The 17371-nt window shown below is 69.5% G+C and carries 14 protein-coding genes and 1 pseudogene; 8 read left to right on the forward strand and 7 right to left on the reverse strand.

What is annotated here, in order from left to right; genetic code table 11:
* The first annotated feature begins 14 nt into the window (after nucleotides 1-14).
* Nucleotides 15-851, forward strand: a complete 837-nt coding sequence (gene nadE / locus K3M35_RS08200; protein WP_217579643.1) for an ammonia-dependent NAD(+) synthetase — start codon at nucleotides 15-17, stop codon at nucleotides 849-851.
* Here the strand turns inward: nadE and K3M35_RS08205 are convergent.
* Nucleotides 848-1126 (reverse strand): MoaD/ThiS family protein, encoded by a 279-nt coding sequence (locus K3M35_RS08205; RefSeq protein ID WP_006550379.1) that lies wholly within the window; start codon nucleotides 1124-1126, stop codon nucleotides 848-850. The two genes, nadE and K3M35_RS08205, sit on opposite strands and share 4 nt — an antisense overlap.
* On the reverse strand, nucleotides 1119-2177 hold the full coding sequence (moaA, locus tag K3M35_RS08210; RefSeq protein ID WP_039586034.1) for a GTP 3',8-cyclase MoaA: 1059 nt from the start codon (nucleotides 2175-2177) through the stop codon (nucleotides 1119-1121). Before moaA ends, K3M35_RS08205 begins: the two co-directional genes overlap by 8 nt.
* Before the next feature lie 129 nt (nucleotides 2178-2306).
* Here moaA and glp point away from each other — a divergent pair, with 129 nt between their 5' ends.
* The 4 genes from glp to K3M35_RS08230 all read left to right on the forward strand — a co-directional run bounded on the left by glp (nucleotide 2307) and on the right by K3M35_RS08230 (nucleotide 6576).
* Entirely contained in the window at nucleotides 2307-3512 is a 1206-nt protein-coding gene (glp, locus tag K3M35_RS08215; protein ID WP_041803405.1) for a gephyrin-like molybdotransferase Glp, read from the forward strand.
* Nucleotides 3509-4507 (forward strand): bifunctional molybdenum cofactor biosynthesis protein MoaC/MoaB, encoded by a 999-nt coding sequence (gene moaCB / locus K3M35_RS08220; RefSeq protein WP_217579641.1) that lies wholly within the window; start codon nucleotides 3509-3511, stop codon nucleotides 4505-4507. The genes glp and moaCB overlap by 4 nt, the downstream gene beginning before the upstream one ends.
* Nucleotides 4500-4913, forward strand: coding sequence for a molybdenum cofactor biosynthesis protein MoaE (locus K3M35_RS08225; protein WP_071935379.1), 414 nt, complete (start codon nucleotides 4500-4502; stop codon nucleotides 4911-4913). Before moaCB ends, K3M35_RS08225 begins: the two co-directional genes overlap by 8 nt.
* A 223-nt stretch (nucleotides 4914-5136) precedes the next feature.
* Entirely contained in the window at nucleotides 5137-6576 is a 1440-nt protein-coding gene (locus K3M35_RS08230; protein ID WP_220666256.1) for a DEAD/DEAH box helicase, read from the forward strand.
* A gap of 101 nt (nucleotides 6577-6677) precedes the next feature.
* Here K3M35_RS08230 and K3M35_RS08235 read toward each other — a convergent pair whose 3' ends face one another.
* The 3 genes from K3M35_RS08235 to K3M35_RS08245 form a co-directional block, all read right to left on the reverse strand.
* On the reverse strand, nucleotides 6678-7700 hold the full coding sequence (locus tag K3M35_RS08235) for a GTP-binding protein (RefSeq protein WP_220666257.1): 1023 nt from the start codon (nucleotides 7698-7700) through the stop codon (nucleotides 6678-6680).
* A 72-nt stretch (nucleotides 7701-7772) separates the two neighbouring features.
* Nucleotides 7773-8408 (reverse strand): MBL fold metallo-hydrolase, encoded by a 636-nt coding sequence (locus K3M35_RS08240; RefSeq protein WP_006550373.1) that lies wholly within the window; start codon nucleotides 8406-8408, stop codon nucleotides 7773-7775.
* Nucleotides 8405-9490 carry an S-(hydroxymethyl)mycothiol dehydrogenase gene (locus K3M35_RS08245; protein WP_220666258.1) on the reverse strand — a complete coding sequence of 362 codons (1086 nt, stop codon included), beginning with the start codon at nucleotides 9488-9490 and terminating at the stop codon, nucleotides 8405-8407. Before K3M35_RS08245 ends, K3M35_RS08240 begins: the two co-directional genes overlap by 4 nt.
* Before the next feature lie 333 nt (nucleotides 9491-9823).
* Between K3M35_RS08245 and K3M35_RS08250 the strand changes: the two genes are divergently transcribed.
* Entirely contained in the window at nucleotides 9824-11602 is a 1779-nt protein-coding gene (locus K3M35_RS08250; RefSeq protein WP_064061571.1) for a cutinase family protein, read from the forward strand.
* A 39-nt stretch (nucleotides 11603-11641) separates the two neighbouring features.
* Here K3M35_RS08250 and K3M35_RS08255 read toward each other — a convergent pair whose 3' ends face one another.
* A complete protein-coding gene (locus tag K3M35_RS08255) occupies nucleotides 11642-12919 on the reverse strand; it encodes a LuxR C-terminal-related transcriptional regulator (RefSeq protein ID WP_006550370.1) in 1278 nt (425 codons plus the stop codon).
* 167 nt (nucleotides 12920-13086) lie between these two features.
* Between K3M35_RS08255 and K3M35_RS08260 the strand changes: the two genes are divergently transcribed.
* A complete protein-coding gene (locus K3M35_RS08260) occupies nucleotides 13087-14664 on the forward strand; it encodes a long-chain fatty acid--CoA ligase (RefSeq protein ID WP_220666259.1) in 1578 nt (525 codons plus the stop codon).
* Nucleotides 14665-14753: 89 nt separating this feature from the next.
* Complete coding sequence (locus K3M35_RS08265; RefSeq protein WP_220666260.1) at nucleotides 14754-16598, forward strand: siderophore-interacting protein; 1845 nt, start codon at nucleotides 14754-14756, stop codon at nucleotides 16596-16598.
* 350 nt (nucleotides 16599-16948) lie between these two features.
* Here the strand turns inward: K3M35_RS08265 and K3M35_RS08270 are convergent.
* Nucleotides 16949-17149 (reverse strand): annotated as a pseudogene (locus K3M35_RS08270) (ISL3 family transposase); the annotation flags it as partial.
* Nucleotides 17150-17371: the final 222 nt, after the last annotated feature.

Raw genomic sequence — 17371 nt, forward strand, 5'->3', positions numbered from 1 at the left:
CTAGGGTCGTGAAGATGACGAACCTTCGCGATCGGATCATCGAAGAACTCGGGGTGAAACCCTCCATCGACCCGCGCGCCGAGATCGACGCGCGGGTGCAGTTTCTCGCCGACTACCTGCGCAGCACTCCCGCGAAGGGATTCGTGCTCGGCATCAGCGGCGGGCAGGACAGCACCCTCGCCGGCAAGCTCGCCCAGCTCGCCGCGGAGAAGCTCCGCGCCGAGGGCCACACGGCGGAGTTCGTCGCGGTCCGCCTGCCCTACGGCAAGCAGGCCGACGAGCACGACGCCCTCGTCGCATTGGAGTTCATCGGAGCCGATCGCACTCTCGGTGTGGATGTGAAGCCCGGCGCCGACGCGACGGCTTCGGAAGCGGCTCGCGCGCTGTACGGCACCGAGACGCGTCTGCGCGACTTCGTGCGCGGCAACATCAAGGCCCGCGAACGCATGATGATCCAGTACGCGATCGCCGGAGAACTCGGCTACCTCGTGGTCGGCACCGACCACGCCGCCGAAGCGGTGACCGGTTTCTACACCAAGTACGGCGACGGCGGCGTCGACATCACTCCCCTGGCCGGTCTGACGAAGCGGCAGGGTGCGGCGCTGCTGCGCGAACTCGAAGCACCCGAGAGCACCTGGATCAAGATCCCCACCGCCGATCTCGAGGACGACCGTCCCGCGCTGCCTGACGAGGAAGCGCTCGGCATGGCCTACAGCGAGATCGACGACTATCTCGAGGGCAAGGACGTCACCGACGACCTCGCCAAGCGCCTCGAGGCCAAGTTCCTCGACACGCGGCACAAGCGCGTGATGCCCGTGGCGCCCTTCGACACCTGGTGGCGTGAGGATTAACCACCCGCGAAGGGCGGCAGGACGTCCACTCGGGACCCGGCCGGCCGGCCGAGGTCCCGGGTGAGTTCGCCCGTGCCGCCGTCGCCGGGTTCGAGCAGGAAGGCCGCCACCGACAGGACCCGCTCCATATCGGCGCCGTAACGATCGACGAGGACGGCACGCAGCGTGCCGAGATCGGCGCCTTCCGGCAGGTCGATCGTGTCCTTCTCGCGTCCGGCCGCATCTGCTGCGGCCGCGAAGTACCGCACCTCGATCCCCGTCGTCACCTCAGCCACCGATAGCTCCCATGCTCCGCTGCGGCGGCGCGAAGTCCGCCGCGTCCATGCCGTGTCCGGCCCACTTGTTCCACATCGCCCCGCGCCACAGCGCGGCGAGTTCGTCGTCGGTGGCGCCGCCCCGCAGAGCGGCGCGCAGGTCGGTCTCCCGGTCGCTGAACAGGCAGGACCGGACCGTTCCCTCGGCCGTCAACCGCGTGCGGTCGCAGTCGCTGCAGAACGACCGCGTAACCGACGCGATGATCCCGACGGTCGCCGGTCCGCCGTCGACGAGCCAGCGTTCGGCCGGCGCGGACGGGTCCTCGCGTTCGGTCTCCGTGAGCGTGAACCGCTGCCCGAGCACGTCGAGCAATTGCTGGGCCGGCACCATCTGCGAGCGCGCCCAGTTCTGATCGGCGTCGAGAGGCATCTGCTCGATGAACCGCAGTTCCACGCCCTCGTCCAGGCACCACGCGAGCAGATCGGCCGCACCTTCGAGGGTTTCCGGCATCAGGACAGCGTTGATTTTGACCCGACCCAGTCCGGCGGCCACCGCGGCGCGGATACCGTCGAGCACCGAATCGAGCCGATCGCGGCGCGTGAGCCGCGCGAAGTGCTCGCGGTCGATGGTGTCGAGGGAGATGTTCACGCGGGTCAGTCCGGCGTCCGCCAGCGCCCGCGCACGGTGCCGGAGACCGACCGCATTGGTGGTCAGCGCGATCGGCAGCCCCGGCGTCTGCTGCGCGCATCCGGCGACGATCTCCTCGAGATCGCGGCGCATGAGCGGTTCCCCACCGGTGAAGCGCACCTCGTGGACACCGAGTCGACCGGTCGCGATGCCCACCAGACGCACGATCTCGGCGCTCGCGAGCAGCTGGTCGCGCGGAATCTCGGGAAGGCCCTCGGCCGGCATGCAGTAGGTGCAGCGCAACGAGCACTTCTCGGTGAGGGACACGCGCAGGTCGCGGGCGATGCGACCGAAGCGATCGAGAAGCTCGGGCACGTCGGGCCGATCGGACGCGTCGTCTGCGCGATCGCGCACGACCGGGATGCCCATGTCCACCGCTGTCATACGACCATCGCTTTCATACAGCCCAGTATGCCCACAACCGCCGATCGTGACATCGCATCCGGACAGACGGGGCACACGCGGCGCGTCGTGGGCGGCGGGGCACGGCCCTCGTGTGCCTAGGATGGCGGCATGACGAGCGGCAGGCGGTCCGTGGAGGAACACGAACAGCACGTGGCGGCGTTGCTCGACCCGTTGCGGAAGAAGAGCCCGTTGCGTGTGCCGCTCGCGCACGCGCTGCACCGCACCCTCACGGAGGACGTCGAGTCGCCGCTGGACCTGCCACCCTTCCGCAACTCCCAGATGGACGGCTACGCCGTCCGCGCCGGCGATCTCGCGTCGACCCCCGCCGACCTGCCCGTCCAGGGCGTGCTGGCCGCGGGCGACACCGTCGCGGCACTCGAACCGGGGCACGCGCTGAAGATCATGACGGGCGCTCCCGTCCCGGACGGCGCCGACGCCGTCGTCCCGGTCGAGGACACCCGTGCGACCACCCCCGACTCGGACGGCGCCGGCAGCGTGACCGTCGAGCGCAGCGTTACGCCCGGAACCTATGTGCGTGAGGCGGGAACCGACGTCCGCAAGGGCGATCTGCTGCTTCCCGCGGGCACGGTCCTCGCCGCCCGACACATCGCCGCGCTCGCCGCCGTCGGCCTCACCTCGATCCCCGTCCGTGCACGGCCGCGGGTCGCGATCATCTCGACCGGCAGCGAACTCGTCACGGCCGGGAGCGAACTCGGGCCGGGCCAGATCTTCAACTCGAACGGACCGGCGCTGGCCGCGAGCGCGTCGGCCAACGGTGCCGACGTCGTGACCATCGACCACTGCCACGACGATCCGGAGGAGTTCGTGACGATGCTCGAACATGCCGTGGGCGTCGCCGACGTCGTGTTCACCTCCGGCGGAGTGTCGAAGGGCGACTTCGAGGTCGTGAAGGACACGCTCGCGCCGCGGGGCGGGCAGTTCGTCTCGGTGGCGATGCAGCCGGGCGGCCCTCAGGGCACCGCCGTGGTCGACGGCGTGCCGATCCTGACCTTCCCCGGCAATCCTGTCAGCGCGCTCGTCTCGTTCGAGGTGTTCGCGCGACCCGCACTGCGGGCCGCCGCCGGCTATCCGCCCGTCGTGTGCGAGAGCTTGCCGCTCACCGAGGATCTCACGTCGATCCCGGGACGCCGGCAGTTCCTGCGCGGGCGACTCGACGAGAAGGGGGTGACCCCCTTCCGCGGGCACGGGTCGCATCTCGTCGCCGGACTCGCCGCCGCCGACGTGCTCCTCGACATCCCCGCCGACACCACCTCCCTCGAAGCCGGAGACCTCGTGAAAGTACGGATCCTGTGACCGACCTCAGCCACCTGGACGACCAGGGACGCGCCCGCATGGTGGACGTCTCCTCGAAGACCGACACCACACGGATCGCCGTGGCGGCAGGCGAACTCGTCACCACTCCCGAGGTGGTCGCGCTCGTCCGCGCCGACAACATGCCCAAGGCCGACGTCCTGGCCACGGCCCGCATCGCCGGCATCGCGGCGGCGAAACGCACCTGGGAGCTCATCCCCCTGTGCCACCAGCTGGCGCTGTCGTCGGTGAAGGTGATGTTCGACTTCACCGACACCTCGATCACGATCGAGGCCACCGCGAAGACCAAGGGCCCGACCGGAGTCGAGATGGAGGCGCTCACCGCGGTCGCCGTCGCCGGCCTGACCCTGCACGACATGGTCAAGGCCGTGGATCCGGCCGCCGTTCTCGACGGCGTGCGGCTGATCTCCAAGGAGGGCGGCAAGCGCGGCCACTGGACCCGTGACGACGCACCCGGCCGGGACGGGACCCCCGGGGCCGGCGAACAGCCCGTGGAGAAGACCGGACGCTCCGCCGCCGTGGTCGTCGCGTCGACCGGTGTCGCCGCGGGCACCCGCGAGGACCGCACCGGACCGCTCATCCGGTCGTGGCTCGAGGACAAGGGATTCGCGGTCCGCGGTCCCCTCGTCCACGCGGACGCCGACATCGCAGCCGGTCTCGCCGACGCGGTCCGTCCGGGCCCTGCCCTGGTCGTGACGACCGGCGGAACCGGGGCGTCGCCGACCGACGCGACCCCCGAAGCGACTCTCGCCCTGCTCGATCGTGAACTGCCCGGCATCGCGGAGTCGATCCGGCAGCGCGGACTCGAGGCCACCCCGCACGCTGTGCTCTCGCGCGGCGTCGCCGGTCTCGTCGGCCACACGGTCGTCGTGAACCTGCCCGGCTCGCCCGGCGGGGTGAAGGACGGTCTCGCCGCCCTCGACCCGATCCTCGACCATCTGTTGGCACAAGTCGCAGGAGGCGGCGCTCATGAGTGAACTACTGGCCCGGATCTCCTCGGAACCGCTCGATCCCGCAGCGGTGGACGCCGCGGTGGCAGGCGCCGAACACGGTGCGGTGGTGCTCTTCACCGGTGTCGTCCGCAATCACGACGGTGGACAGTCGGTGACCGCGCTGCAGTACCAGGCACATCCGGATGCCGAAACGTTCCTGCGGCGGTGCTGCGAGGACGTCGCGGCGAAGTCCGGGCTCCCGGTCGCGGCGGTGCACCGAGTGGGCGATCTCACCATCGGCGATCTCGCGCTGGTCGCGGCGGTCGCCGCCCCACACCGCGCAGAAGCCTTCGCCACCTGCGCCGAACTGGTCGAACGCATCAAGGCCGAAGTGCCGATCTGGAAGCGTCAGCACTTCACCGAGGGTGCCTCGGAGTGGGTGGGTCTGTAGTCACATCAGGGACTGACGCACCCCGTGCGGTAGGGTGACATGGTTCGGGCGTCACGACGACGCCCACCGTCGTGGGATACCGGCGGCCCGGGATCGTGCCCGGCCCGCATGCACAGATGCAGTACGCACAGATGCACCGGCCTTCCTTGCGGCGATCGCACAGCACCACGGGCACACGGTCCGTCGAGTGCACACACGCCGCATCGAAAGGCAGCGCTGTTCCATGACCACATCTTTCTCCGATCTCGGGGTGCCCCGCCCGCTCGTCGCCACGCTGAACGACGCCGGGATCACCAGCCCCTTCCCCATCCAGGTGGACACCCTCCCCGACACCCTCGCCGGTCGTGACGTGCTCGGACGCGGACGCACGGGTAGCGGTAAGACCCTGGCCTTCTCGATCCCGCTCGCCGCTCGCCTCGCCGGCAGGAGCACCCGGGCGGCAGGCCGTCCGCGTGGCCTGATCCTGGCTCCCACCCGCGAACTGGCGACCCAGATCGCCGCGGCCATCGAACCGCTCGCGCATTCGTCGGGTCTGAAGGTCACCACGATCTTCGGCGGCGTGTCGCAGAAGCGCCAGGTCGAGGCCCTCCGTCGCGGCGTCGACATCGTCATCGCCTGCCCGGGCCGCCTCGAGGACCTCATGCGCCAGAAGTTCGTGGCGCTCGACGACATCGAGGTCACAGTGCTCGACGAGGCCGATCACATGGCAGACCTCGGCTTCCTGCCCGGCGTCACCCGCATCCTGACGGCGACACCGAAAGACGGTCAGCGCCTGCTGTTCTCGGCCACCCTGGACAACGGCGTCGACAAGCTCGTCAAGCGGTTCCTGAAGAACCCGGTCATGCACTCGGTCGACGAGGCCACCTCCCCCGTCGCCGCGATGACCCACCACGTCTTCGACGTCGCGGGCATGGATACGAAGAAGGACCTCGTCCGCACCCTCGCATCGGGGACCGGTCGCCGAATCCTGTTCATGCGCACCAAGCATCAGGCCCGCAAGCTCGCCAAGCAACTCACCGACTCCGGCATCCCAGCGGTGGACCTGCACGGCAACCTCTCCCAGAACGCCCGCGACCGCAATCTCGCCGCGTTCTCGTCGGGTGAGGCGCGGGTGCTCGTGGCGACGGACGTCGCCGCACGTGGTGTCCACGTCGACGACGTCGAACTCGTCGTGCACGTCGATCCCCCGGCCGAGCACAAGGCGTACCTGCACCGCTCCGGTCGCACGGCCCGCGCCGGCAGCACCGGCGACGTCGTCACCGTCGTCCTACCCGACCAGCGCAGGGATCTCGCGGCCATCATGCGCAAGGCCGCCATCGACGTCACCCCCATCAAGGTGACGGCGGATTCCGAGCACGTGCTGAAGCTCGTCGGCGAGATCGCGCCGTACGTCGCGCCGGCACCGAAGCAGGCTTCCGCGCCGTCGCGTCCGCAGCGCAACGGCGGCAGCCGCCGTTCGTCGGCTCCCCGCCAGGGCTCCGGTTCGGGTCAGCGTTCCTCGTCGAGCGGACAGCGTTCCGCCGGTGGTCAGCGCTCCTCGGATGGGCAGCGCTCCTCGGGTGGGCAGCGCGCGGCCGGCGGTCAGCGTTCGGCCGGTCAGGGCGCCGCAGCTGCCACCGGTGGCCGTCGTCGTCCCCAGCGCCGTACCTCCGCCGCTCGCTGAGCCGAAGGGCCTGCCTCCCGCGTCAGCGGGGGTGAGTCGGCCTTCCGCCTCAGCGGGATGAATCGGCCTTCCGCCTCAGCGGGATGAATCGGCCTTCCGCCTCAGCGGGGCGTGAATCGGTGTATCGCGTACATCGCGTCCGCGGACACCGGTTCGGTCGGCACGCAGCGGCGTAGTCGCTCGCGTACGTCGTCGGAGTCGAGATCGGCCCCGATGACGACGAGCTGCGTCCCGTCGGGCACGTCGTCGCCGCGACCCGCCGGTTCGAACCTGATGTGGTCGCCGACGGTGTGCAACAGATAGGTGCCGGTGTCCAGTCCGGCAGCGACTCGCACGTATCCCTTGATACGGAACACCCCTGCGGGCTGGTTCTCGAGGAGATCGACCAGCACGCGGGGGTGCAGTGCATCTGCTGACTCGAAGGTGATCGCGTCGTAGCCGTCGTGCAGATGGGTGTGCTCGTGGTCGTCCTGCTCGTAGAGCAACCGGTCGAGGGTGAGCTGCTCCCCCGGCTGCGGACCCGGCCGCTCCGGGATGTCGAACAGCAACGCCGGGTCGATGCGACCGTGATCGGTCGAGACGACCGCGGCGCGGGAGTTGAGCCGGCACAGGCGCGTCAGCAGATCGTCGTGGGCCTCACCGTCGATCCGGTCGGTCTTGTTGATCAGCACCAGATCGGCGAGCGCCACGTGCTGTTCGAGCTCGGGATGCTGCTCGGCGGTCGCGTCGAACTCCACCGCGTCGACGACCAGCACGAGGCCACCGTAGGAGACGTATTCGTTCTCCGAACCGGCGACGAGCCGGATCATGTTGCGGGGCTCGGCGAGTCCACTCGCCTCGACGACGATCACGTCGAGATCGGACGAGCGGTGGGCGAGCTTGTCGAGCATCGCGTCCATGTCACTGACATCGACTGCGCAGCACAGACATCCGTTGCTCAGCGAGACCATCGAGTCGACCTGCCCCGCCACCATCATCGAATCGATGTTGACGGAACCGAAATCGTTGACGATCACACCGATCCGCGCACCGCGGGTGTTGCGCAGCAGGTGGTTGAGCAGCGTCGTCTTCCCCGCGCCGAGAAATCCGGCCACCACGATCACCGGGATCTGCTTCTTCGCCATGGTGGTGAGACTAGCCGTGCGCTCGTACGCGGTTCCGACGGCAACCGCCGCCGGAACCGCGCACCGGCAGCATCAGCTGCCGCGCTTGATCCACTCCTCGAGGTGCGGCGACTCGGTGCCGATCGTGGTGCCGTCGCCATGACCGGTGTGCACCTTCGTCTCCGCGGGCAGGACGAACAGCTTGTCGCGGATCGACCCGATAATGGTCGGGAAGTCCGAGAACGAGCGGCCCGTCGCGCCCGGTCCGCCGGAGAACAGGGTGTCGCCGGTGAACAGCTCACCCGCTTCCGGCAGGTACAGGCAGGTCGAACCCGGCGAGTGACCCGGCGTGGCGATCGCCTGGATGTCGGTTCCGGCCACCCGGATCCGCTCCCCGTCCTCGAGCGTGCCGTGCGCGACACCCGGGTGGGTCATCTCCCACAGCACGTCGTCGGCCGGGTTGAGCAGGATCGGCGCGTCGAGCTTCTCGGACAGCTCCGGCGCCACGGTGATGTGGTCGTTGTGTGCGTGCGTGCACACGATCGCCACGACCTTCCGTCCACCGACGGCGTCGATGATCGGCTGCGCGGTGTGCGCGGCGTCGATCACCACGACCTCGGAGTCGTCGCCGACGAGCCAGATGTTGTTGTCGACCTCCCATTCGCCGCCGTCGAGCGCGAAGGTGCCCGACGTGACGACCCGGTCGACGCGGATCGGCGAGGTGCTCACAGGACCACCACCGAACGGAGGACCTCACCGCGGTGCATCGTCTCGAACGCCTTCTCGACGTCGTCGATGCCGATGCGCTCGGTGACGAACTTCTCGAGCGGCAGGCGTCCCTGCTGGTACAGGTCGACGTAGGTCGGGAAGTCGCGCTCGGGCAAGCAGTCGCCGTACCACGAGCTCTTGAGCGAGCCGCCGTGCGAGAAGAAGTCGATCAGCGGCATCTTGAGGGTCATATCCGGGGTGGGTACACCGACGAGGACGACGGTGCCGGCGAGGTCGCGGGCGTAGAAGGCCTGCTTGTAGGTCTCCGGCCTGCCCACCGCGTCGATGACGACGTCCGCACCGAAACCGCCCGTCAGCTCCTTGATCGCCTCGACCGCGTCGACCCCGCTGGAGTTGACGGTGTGGGTGGCACCGAGGTCGGTGGCCCACTCGAGCTTCTTGTCGTCGCGGTCGACGGCGATGATCGTGACGGCACCTGCCAGGCGCGCACCCATGATCGCGGCGTCGCCGACACCGCCGCAGCCGATGACGGCGACGGACTGGCCGCGGGTGACTCCGCCCGTGTTGACGGCGGCACCGAGACCGGCCATGACACCGCAGCCGAGCAGGCCGACGACGGCCGGATCGGCGCTCGGGTCGACCTTGGTGCACTGACCGGCGTGGACGAGGGTCTTGTCGGCGAACGCGCCGATGCCCAGCGCCGGAGTGAGTTCGGTGCCGTCCTCGAGTGTCATCTTCTGGGTGGCGTTGAAGGTGTCGAAGCAGTACTGCGGCTGACCGCGCTTGCATGCGCGACACTGGCCGCACACCGCGCGCCAGTTCAGGACGACGAAGTCGCCCACGGCGACCGAGTCGACGCCCTCACCGACGGATTCGACGACACCGGCGGCCTCGTGGCCGAGCAGGAACGGGAACTCGTCGTTGATGCCGCCCTCGCGGTAGTGCAGATCGGTGTGGCACACGCCGCACGCGGCGATCGCGACGACGACCTCACCGGGGCCGGGATCGGGGATCACGATGGGCACGACCTCGACAGGCGCTCCCTTCGAGCGAGCGACGACTCCGCGGACTGTTTGCGACATGCTGTCTCCGTTTCGTGATGCGACCGGCAGTATCCGGTGTTTCCGACTTCCGGTGATTCCGACCCTAGCCACTCCCGCGGCGCTCTGCTCCTGATCGTTCGGCGGGCCCGACCCAGCCGAACGGCCAGTCGCTGAGCGGCGAACTCGAATTGTCCGATTGGCGCATTTCCCTTGGATTTCGCGGCTCGGTGTTCGCGCCTGCATTTCTCCGTCGCCACCTCGGTAAACCCGTGTCGATGTAACGCTGCGAGCGACCTTCACGAAATCCGTTACGACCCGCCGCACTTCGGCGGGCCGGCAATTCCTCGGTCAGAAACGGATTGGTAGAGGCCCATGGCACTTCGAAAGTCGCTGTCGCGTCGGCGGATTCTCGCCGGCGTCTTCGCCCCCACCGCGCTCGGAGTCGTGGCAGCGGCCGCGATCGTGCTTCCGCAACAGGACACCCCCACCGTTGCCGACCCGTACCTCGCCGGCCTGGCGAAGACCACCGAATGTCACGACATGGTCAGCCTGGGTATCGGCGGTCGCGGTGACATCCCTCGCGACGAGTCGAAGATGCTCGTCGACGAGAACGGCAACCGCCTTCCCGCCGCCCAGCAGGGCGCCTACCGCAGCCATTGGGTCGAGCCGGTCATCAGCGCACCGCTCGAGAACCACGAGGCCGGCGACGGCTACGCGGCCATCTACATCGAGTACCCGGCCGACCTCGCCAGCTACGAGAACGCCGTGAACAAGGGCGCCGAGAACACCATCGAGGTCATGAAGGCCATCCGGCGGTCCTGCCCCGACACCCAGTTCGCCATCGTCGGGTTCAGCGAGGGCGCGGACGTCGCGCGCCGCGCCGCGATGCAGATCGGTGCGCAGGAGCAGAGCGAGGACGGTTCCTGGGAGATCATCGATCCCGACGCCGTCAGCGGCGTGGTCATCCTCTCCGACGCGGGCCGCGAGGCCGGAGAAGGCTTCTTCCCCGGCGCGGAAAACGGCACGAACCCCGACGGCTTCGATCGCCCCTACCAGCCGGGCAGCGACGCCGTTTCCGGACGCGGTGTCCTCCCCGACACGAACGGTGGTTTCGGTCATCTCGCCGGCAAGGTCGCCTCGTTCTGCTCCGAGGGCGACTTCACGTGCTCGGCACCCGAGAACATCGCGCTGATCGAACTGCTCGCGAACGTGGGTCGTCAGGTCAACGGCGACGCCCTCGAGCGTGAGGGACTGACCCCCGCGACCGGTGCCGACCTGGCCCAGGTCGTCGGCCGGGTCGCGCTGCTCGCCCTCGCCGACATCTCGGCGAATCCGGACTGGATGCGGTCGGACGAGACCTTCCTCGAGGTGCTGATCAAGGTCTCCGACCCGAGCTACGATCCCGCCGCCCGCCCCACCACGCCTGTGGCTGCCGACGCCGACTCCGGCGCCACCCGTGAGGACGGTGCCGAGGCGCCGATCCCCGCGGAGCGTCTGTCGAACCTCGCGTACCTGCCGGAGAAGATCGTCAAGGAGGTCGTCGGGTTCATCCGGAGCAACCAGAACACCCTCGCGGTGGTGCTTGCCGACCCGTACGACCAGACCTTCGGCTACGACCGTGAGAACGACGACCACTACGGGCACCACTTCGACTACTGGGACGACGACATCGACGGCAAGGGCACGTCCACCGTCGAGTACGCCGCCGCCTGGCTCGAGCACCTGGCCCGCCAGGCCAAGGAGGGCAACGCGGTCGATGCGAACAAGGTCGACAAGGCCGCGGTGCTGATGATCGCCGAGGAGACGGCGAAGGCCGAGACCGCCGAGGCGTCCACCACGCCGGAGACCTCGCCGTCCTCGACTGTGACCGACGATGCGACGGTCGCCGACAGCAGCGTGCCCACCCCCGTCGACGCTGTCCCGGCTCCCGCAGGCGACCCCGCTGCACCGGTGGCCCCGCCTGCACCCGAAGCGGGCGTGACGACAGCCACGCCCACCCCGATGACCACCACGGCTCCGGTCTCCACCCCGTCGGAGACCACGACTCCGGCCACGGGCGAGACCACCACGGGCGCCGGGTCGACCACCTCCTCCGGAACGCCCACGACGACCGTCGCCCCGACGACCACGTCGCCGGCACCGGCTGCCTGACCGTCCTCGACGGGCCACCCGCCGACCGAGAACTCGGCGTCAGCCCGCGGCGCGGACCCCGGCCTCTGCACCGAGAGCCGCGGCCTCACCGCGAGTGCTGACGCCGAGTTTTCGTAGTACGCCGGCCACGTGGAACTTCACCGTCGACTCGCTCACGCCGAGACGTTCGGCGATGACGCGGTTGCGCCGTCCGGCCACGAGATGTTCGAGGACCTCGATCTCCCGGGGCGCGAGCGCGGCGAGCGCATCGAGAGCGGGTCCGTCCGTCGCAGCGATCGGCAGGTCGAGCGGGAAGCTCACCGCGATCCGTGTGCCCCAGCCGGGGGTCGACTCGGATTCGATTCCACCGCCGAGGGTTTCGACGCGGTCGCGGAGCTGGCGCCCGAGTTCGACGACGTCGATCTCGCCGCTGCCGTCGTCACGCACGTCCACCAGCAGGGTCGAGTCGTCGCAGGTCCACGCGACGCGCACCCGCGTCACGTCGGTCTGACCGGACATCGCCAGCACGGCGCCCCGGGCGATCGCGCGGGCCGCGTGCGCGACCTCGCCGGGCAGTCCCCGTCCACCCACCGGCGGAGCGACCATCTGCAGGTCGAGCGGGCGGTGCCGCACCAGATCGCGCAGTTCACCGTGGAGTCGCGCGAACGCGGTGGTCAGTGCCTCCTCCGCGAGTTCGCGGTGCAGGTCCACCGCCGATCGCAGGCCGATCAGGGCCTCGGTCGCCGTTTCCCGCGCCGTGGTCCGGGCACGGGTGTCGTCGAGATCCTTCGACCGCAGGGTCGCGAGGATCGTCTCGAGGGTCACGGCATGGGATTCGGTGAGCTCGGCGACGGTGCGGGCCCGCTCCGCGGAGGCGGCCCGCGATTCCGCGAGATATGCCGGGCTGGCGGTGTGCACCTGCAACCGGATGCCGGTCGCGACCACCCCGAACGCCGCCCGCACGAGAACGAGGGCCGCGGAGGTGGCCCGGGCCCCGCGAGGCACGAACACCAGTAGCGTGTCGGTGCTGTCGAGGATCGCGCACACCTCACGATCGCGACCAGCGAGACGGAAGCTGCCGCGGCGGATCTCCCCCGCGACGAGGTCGTTCCGCACCCGGTCCAGCTCGGCGATGGTCACCCGGTCGACGATCGACGGGTCGCCGGCCACCTTCCGCGGCCGGCCGGTGCATTCCCTCGTGAAGATCACCAGGGCACTGTGCGGAGCGAGGTCGTCGACATAGGTGGAGAATCGCTGCGCGATCTCCGCGAGCGGACCGGTGAGGACGTCGCGCAGCTCGGCGATCAGGACCTCAGGGCGACGGGCAGCGGGACTCACATGCCCACGATATCGGCGTCCACCGGCGCCTTCCCGGAGGAGCCCCGGCCCCTGCCGACGCGTGCATCGCGTACTGCGCCACTTCGGCCCCTCGGACCCCGGCCGGCGGTAACATTCCGATCACTGGGGCGACATCGATTCCTCGTCCGTGGGAGGTGCTACGAACAGTGGCGGACCCCCGCGCGACGACGGGCACCGCGACCGCGATCGACGGTCGCGACGGGTTCCCCGCGACCGTGCCGGGTCTGCTGCTCGACCGGGTGTCCCGCTCCCCCGACTCCGTCGCCTACCTGTGCCCGGACGGTGAACGGTGGCGTCCTTCGACGTGGACGGACGTACGCCGCGAGGTCTTCGACCTCGCGGCGGGACTGATCGGTCGGGGTGTGGGAGCCGGATCGCGGGTCGCGATCTGCGCGACGACCTGTTATCGGACCGTCGTCGCCGACCTCGCGATCGCGTGCGCGGGCGGCGTCACCGTCCCGATCTACCCGGCGACCCGCGACGACGAGGTGCGGTCGCAGATCCGGCGTGCGCACACCGTCCTCACCGTCGCCGACCGGCCGGTCGCCGCCACCGACGTCCTGGGCATCGACGGACTCGACAAGCTCGCCGACGAAGGGCGCCGTCTGCTGCGCACCGACCCCGACGTCGTGGAGCGACGGATCGCGGCGTTGTCCCCGGATGACGAGGCCGCGCTGATATACACGGCGTGCGAGGACGGCCGCACCAAGGGCGCGTGCCTGACCCACCGGGGCACGACCTACGGCGCCCGTGCCGTCGCGCAGACCGGGATGATCTCGTCGTCCGACCGTCAGTTGCTGTGGTTGCCGCTCGCGCACGTCTTCGGCCGGTCGTTGCTGCTCATGGCCATGCACACAGGTGTGAGCACCGCCGTCGACGGTCGCGCCGACCGCGTCACCGCGAATCTGCGCACGGTCCGGCCGACCTTCCTGGGATCGGTCCCGCACGTGCTCGAGAAGATCGCCCGGCTGGAACGGGACGAGCTTGGGGGTCGGCTCCGCTTCGTCGTCTCCGGATCGGCGCGATTGTCCGAAGACGTCGCCCGGCGGTTCGAGCAGCTCGGTGTACCGGTGCTCGAGTGTTACGGGATCACGGAGACCTCCGGACCGTCGTGCGCGAACCTGCTCGGCGCGCACCGCCCCGGCACGGTCGGCCGACCACTGCGCGGCACGGAGGTCCGGATCGCCGACACCGGCGAACTCCTCATTCGGAGTCCCGGAGTGATGACCGGTTACCACGACGATCCCGCGGAGAGTGCCGCCGCGCTCGACGCCGACGGCTGGTTCCACACGGGCGATCTCGCCGAGATCGACGCCGACGGATTCGTCGTCGTGACAGGGCACCGCAAGGACACCTTCAAGACCAGCACCGGAAAGTACGTCGGCCCCACCGCGCTCGCCGACCGCTGGCGCCGGATGTGTCCGGGCAGCGAACTCGTCGTGGCCGGGGAGCTGCGCCCGTACTGCGTCGGTCTCGTGTTCACCACCGCGCCGGAACCGGTCGTCGCGGCCGCGCTGGAACAGCTCGACGCCCGATCGGATCCGTGGGAACGCATCCGCCGTTTCGTCACGGTGAGCGAGCCGCTGGAGACCGACGATCTCGACCCGGCCGGGCGTCCGATCCGGGATCGCGTGCTCGCCCGGTACGCCAGTCTCGTCGACGAGATGTACGCGAACGGTCGTCGCGCGGGCCAGGACGGGTCGCGGCAGACGGATGCCCTCTGAAGTAAGGTTCGCCTAAACGCAGGTCACCGCGCGGGCGGAGAGACCGGTCGTTCCGCCGTCCACGATCCCCTGCCGAGGAGAACGCACCCATGGCCCGTAGTCTTCGCCCCCTCGAGGTCTTCCCGATCACCACGCGGTACCTGAAGGTGCTCCGCGTGACGGACGTGAGCCCCGGGATGCGGCGGGTGACCCTCGGGGGCGAACAGTTGCGGGCGCACGTCGCGCCGAACGGATTCCCGGTGGAGGCGTTCCGGTCCGACGGTGTGGACGACGAGTTCAAGCTGATGTTCAAGCATCCCGAACTCGACGAGGCCCTCGGCCCCACCCAGGCCGACGGCGTGGTGAACTGGCCGCGCGATCCGAAGCTGCTCATGCGCACCTACACCGTCCGGCGCTGGGATCCGGTCGCCGGCGAGATCGACGTGGACTTCGTGCGCCACGGCGTGGGTCCCGCGTCGAGCTGGTCGTACCGCGCGGAACCCGGTGAGACCATCCAGATCGCCGGACCGAAGTCGTCGGCCGGACACCCGCAGGGCGTGGACTGGACGCTCGTGGCAGGCGACGAGACGGCGCTGCCGGCCATCGGGCGCTGGCTCGAGAACTGGCCGGAGGGTGCACGCGGCCGGATCTTCGTCGAGATCGCCGACGACTCGAATCGGCAGGATCTTCCCGTTCCCGCCGGTGTGGAGCTGACCTGGCTGAGCCGCGACGGCGCCGAGCCGGGCACGACCACCCTGTTGTTCGATGCCCTCCGGGCCGCCGAGTGGTGGGACGGCACGGTCTTCGCGTGGGTGGCCGGTGAGGCCCTCACGCTCACCCCGATCCGGCGGTGGCTGCGCAATGAGAAGGGCCTGCCGAAGGAACAGGTGGAGGTCACTGGCTACTGGCGTCGTCAGGAAGTCGCGGTGTCGGAGGCCGACGCCTCCCTGCCCGATTTCGAGGCGACCGAGGACGAACGCGACCGTTTCGACGAATTGGCCGAGATCGCACCGGGTTTCGCGCTGCGGGTCGCAGCGACCATCGGACTGGCGACGGCCTTCGACGCGTCGCCGCGCACCCTCGACGAACTCGTGGCCAAGACAGGGACCGACCGCACCGGTCTGGGCAAACTCCTCCGTTATCTCGTCGCCGTGGGGGTGGCCGAGGATCTGGGCGAGGGCCGGTTCCGGCTCACCGGCGTCGGCCGTGAACTCGAGGACGACCACCACCTCGAGGAACTGCGACTCGACGGTGTGCACGCGCAGCGGGAACTGGCGGGCATGCTCGCACTGCTCGCTGCCGTCCGCACGGGTCGCGGGGACGACGCACATCGGTTCGGCAAGAGCTTCGCGCAGCGCGTCACAGACGACACCGCTCTCCTGACGGATCGGTACGAGCAGGAAGCCGAAATGGCCGTCTACTTCGCCAGTGCCCTCGCGGCGAAGGTGCCCTCCGATGTCTCCACGATCGCGGTCTCCGGTGAGGCCGCCGGTTCCTACGCCCACGCCCTCGTCACGGCGAATCCGTCGGTACGGGCGACCGTGGTGGCCGCCCCGTCGGAGATCGAGGTCCTGCGTCGCGTCCACAGCGAGCACGAGCGCGTCGCCTATACGCCGGGCAGCATGCTCGAAACCCGCCCCGAACCGGTCGACGCGGTGCTGCTGACCGGGCGGTTGAACGAACTGCCCGATGCCGACGCCGTGCACGTGCTGCAGCAGGCGGCGGCGGGACTGAATCCGGACGGCCGGGTCCTCGTCTTCGGCACTGTGCTCGACGACATCGCCGGTGAGCACGACTACGAGGACGATCTCGTCGACTTCGCGCTCAGCGGCGGCGGTGGTCGTACGCACGAGGACCACCTGGCACTGTTCGAGGCGGCCGGCCTCGCGGAACCCGAGCGCACGACGGTGGGTTGGGGCATGACGCTGTACACGTCCACCGGCTCGGCGGGCTGAGATCGTGAGAATGCAGCGGCCTCGCGACGCGCGGGGCCGCTGCAGAACGACAAGAAGAGCTGCTGCGAGGAAGTCTCCCGCGAGGAATGTCTTCCGAACGGTGGACCTAGCGGGAGGCTTGTCGAAACTCGCCCCAGCGCTGGACGGATGGTCCCGAGCCACAGGGCTATTCGGAAGCGTGCGTGTCCACCAGGCGCACCGAGGCGGAGCCTTCCTCAGCTGTCTCGACCGGATGAGGTTCGTCAGGTTCCGGAAGTTCAGGGCCGAGCCGCGGAGGCGCTCCAGGCACCCGTTGACGGTCCCGGTCGGGCCGTTGCACGTGCCGGTCCGGTCGAAGAACGCGAGGATGTCTCGTGGGCGAGACGCCGCGTGTCCGTCCCGCGCGAGAGCGCCCGGCTACCGCATCCCCGGCACCACGGGTCCGGCTCGGCGACGCGGCACTCGATCACCGCGCGATCCGGCTCGAGCAGCTGACCGACGGCCACAAGACCGAGCTCGTCGAGGTGGAAGAAGACGGTCAGGTCGGGGGTCGCGAAGGTAGCGTGGTGCACGTCGAGGTCTTCCGGCGGATGGTCAGTGTGAGAGCTTCCATCATCGGAAGGCCTCGACTTTCATCCGGCGACCGACGCGCTCAGCCACCCACCCCCTCAACTGCGACACTCCTATTGACTTGCTGTCAAGCGGCGGTCGTTTGGCGTCGAGGCTGCAGCGTCTGGACGATGAGTGGATAGAGCTGCCGAACGAGATACCGTTTCAGGCAGCGGATGATTTCC

It is taken from the genome of Rhodococcus sp. DMU2021 (assembly GCF_019641445.1).
GTDB classification, from domain to species: Bacteria; Actinomycetota; Actinomycetes; order Mycobacteriales; family Mycobacteriaceae; genus Rhodococcus; species Rhodococcus pyridinivorans.

What these genes read in the sequence shown, in the direction of transcription:
- K3M35_RS08235 (WP_220666257.1), bottom strand. Translation starts at nt 7,700, where the DNA reads ATGGCGAAGAAGCAGATCCCGGTGATCGTGGTGGCCGGATTTCTCGGC.
- K3M35_RS08245 (WP_220666258.1), bottom strand. Translation starts at nt 9,490, where the DNA reads ATGTCGCAAACAGTCCGCGGAGTCGTCGCTCGCTCGAAGGGAGCGCCT.
- moaA (WP_039586034.1), bottom strand. Translation starts at nt 2,177, where the DNA reads ATGACAGCGGTGGACATGGGCATCCCGGTCGTGCGCGATCGCGCAGAC.
- glp (WP_041803405.1), top strand. Translation starts at nt 2,307, where the DNA reads ATGACGAGCGGCAGGCGGTCCGTGGAGGAACACGAACAGCACGTGGCG.
- K3M35_RS08265 (WP_220666260.1), top strand. Translation starts at nt 14,754, where the DNA reads ATGGCCCGTAGTCTTCGCCCCCTCGAGGTCTTCCCGATCACCACGCGG.
- K3M35_RS08250 (WP_064061571.1), top strand. Translation starts at nt 9,824, where the DNA reads ATGGCACTTCGAAAGTCGCTGTCGCGTCGGCGGATTCTCGCCGGCGTC.
- K3M35_RS08225 (WP_071935379.1), top strand. Translation starts at nt 4,500, where the DNA reads ATGAGTGAACTACTGGCCCGGATCTCCTCGGAACCGCTCGATCCCGCA.
- K3M35_RS08230 (WP_220666256.1), top strand. Translation starts at nt 5,137, where the DNA reads ATGACCACATCTTTCTCCGATCTCGGGGTGCCCCGCCCGCTCGTCGCC.
- nadE (WP_217579643.1), top strand. Translation starts at nt 15, where the DNA reads ATGACGAACCTTCGCGATCGGATCATCGAAGAACTCGGGGTGAAACCC.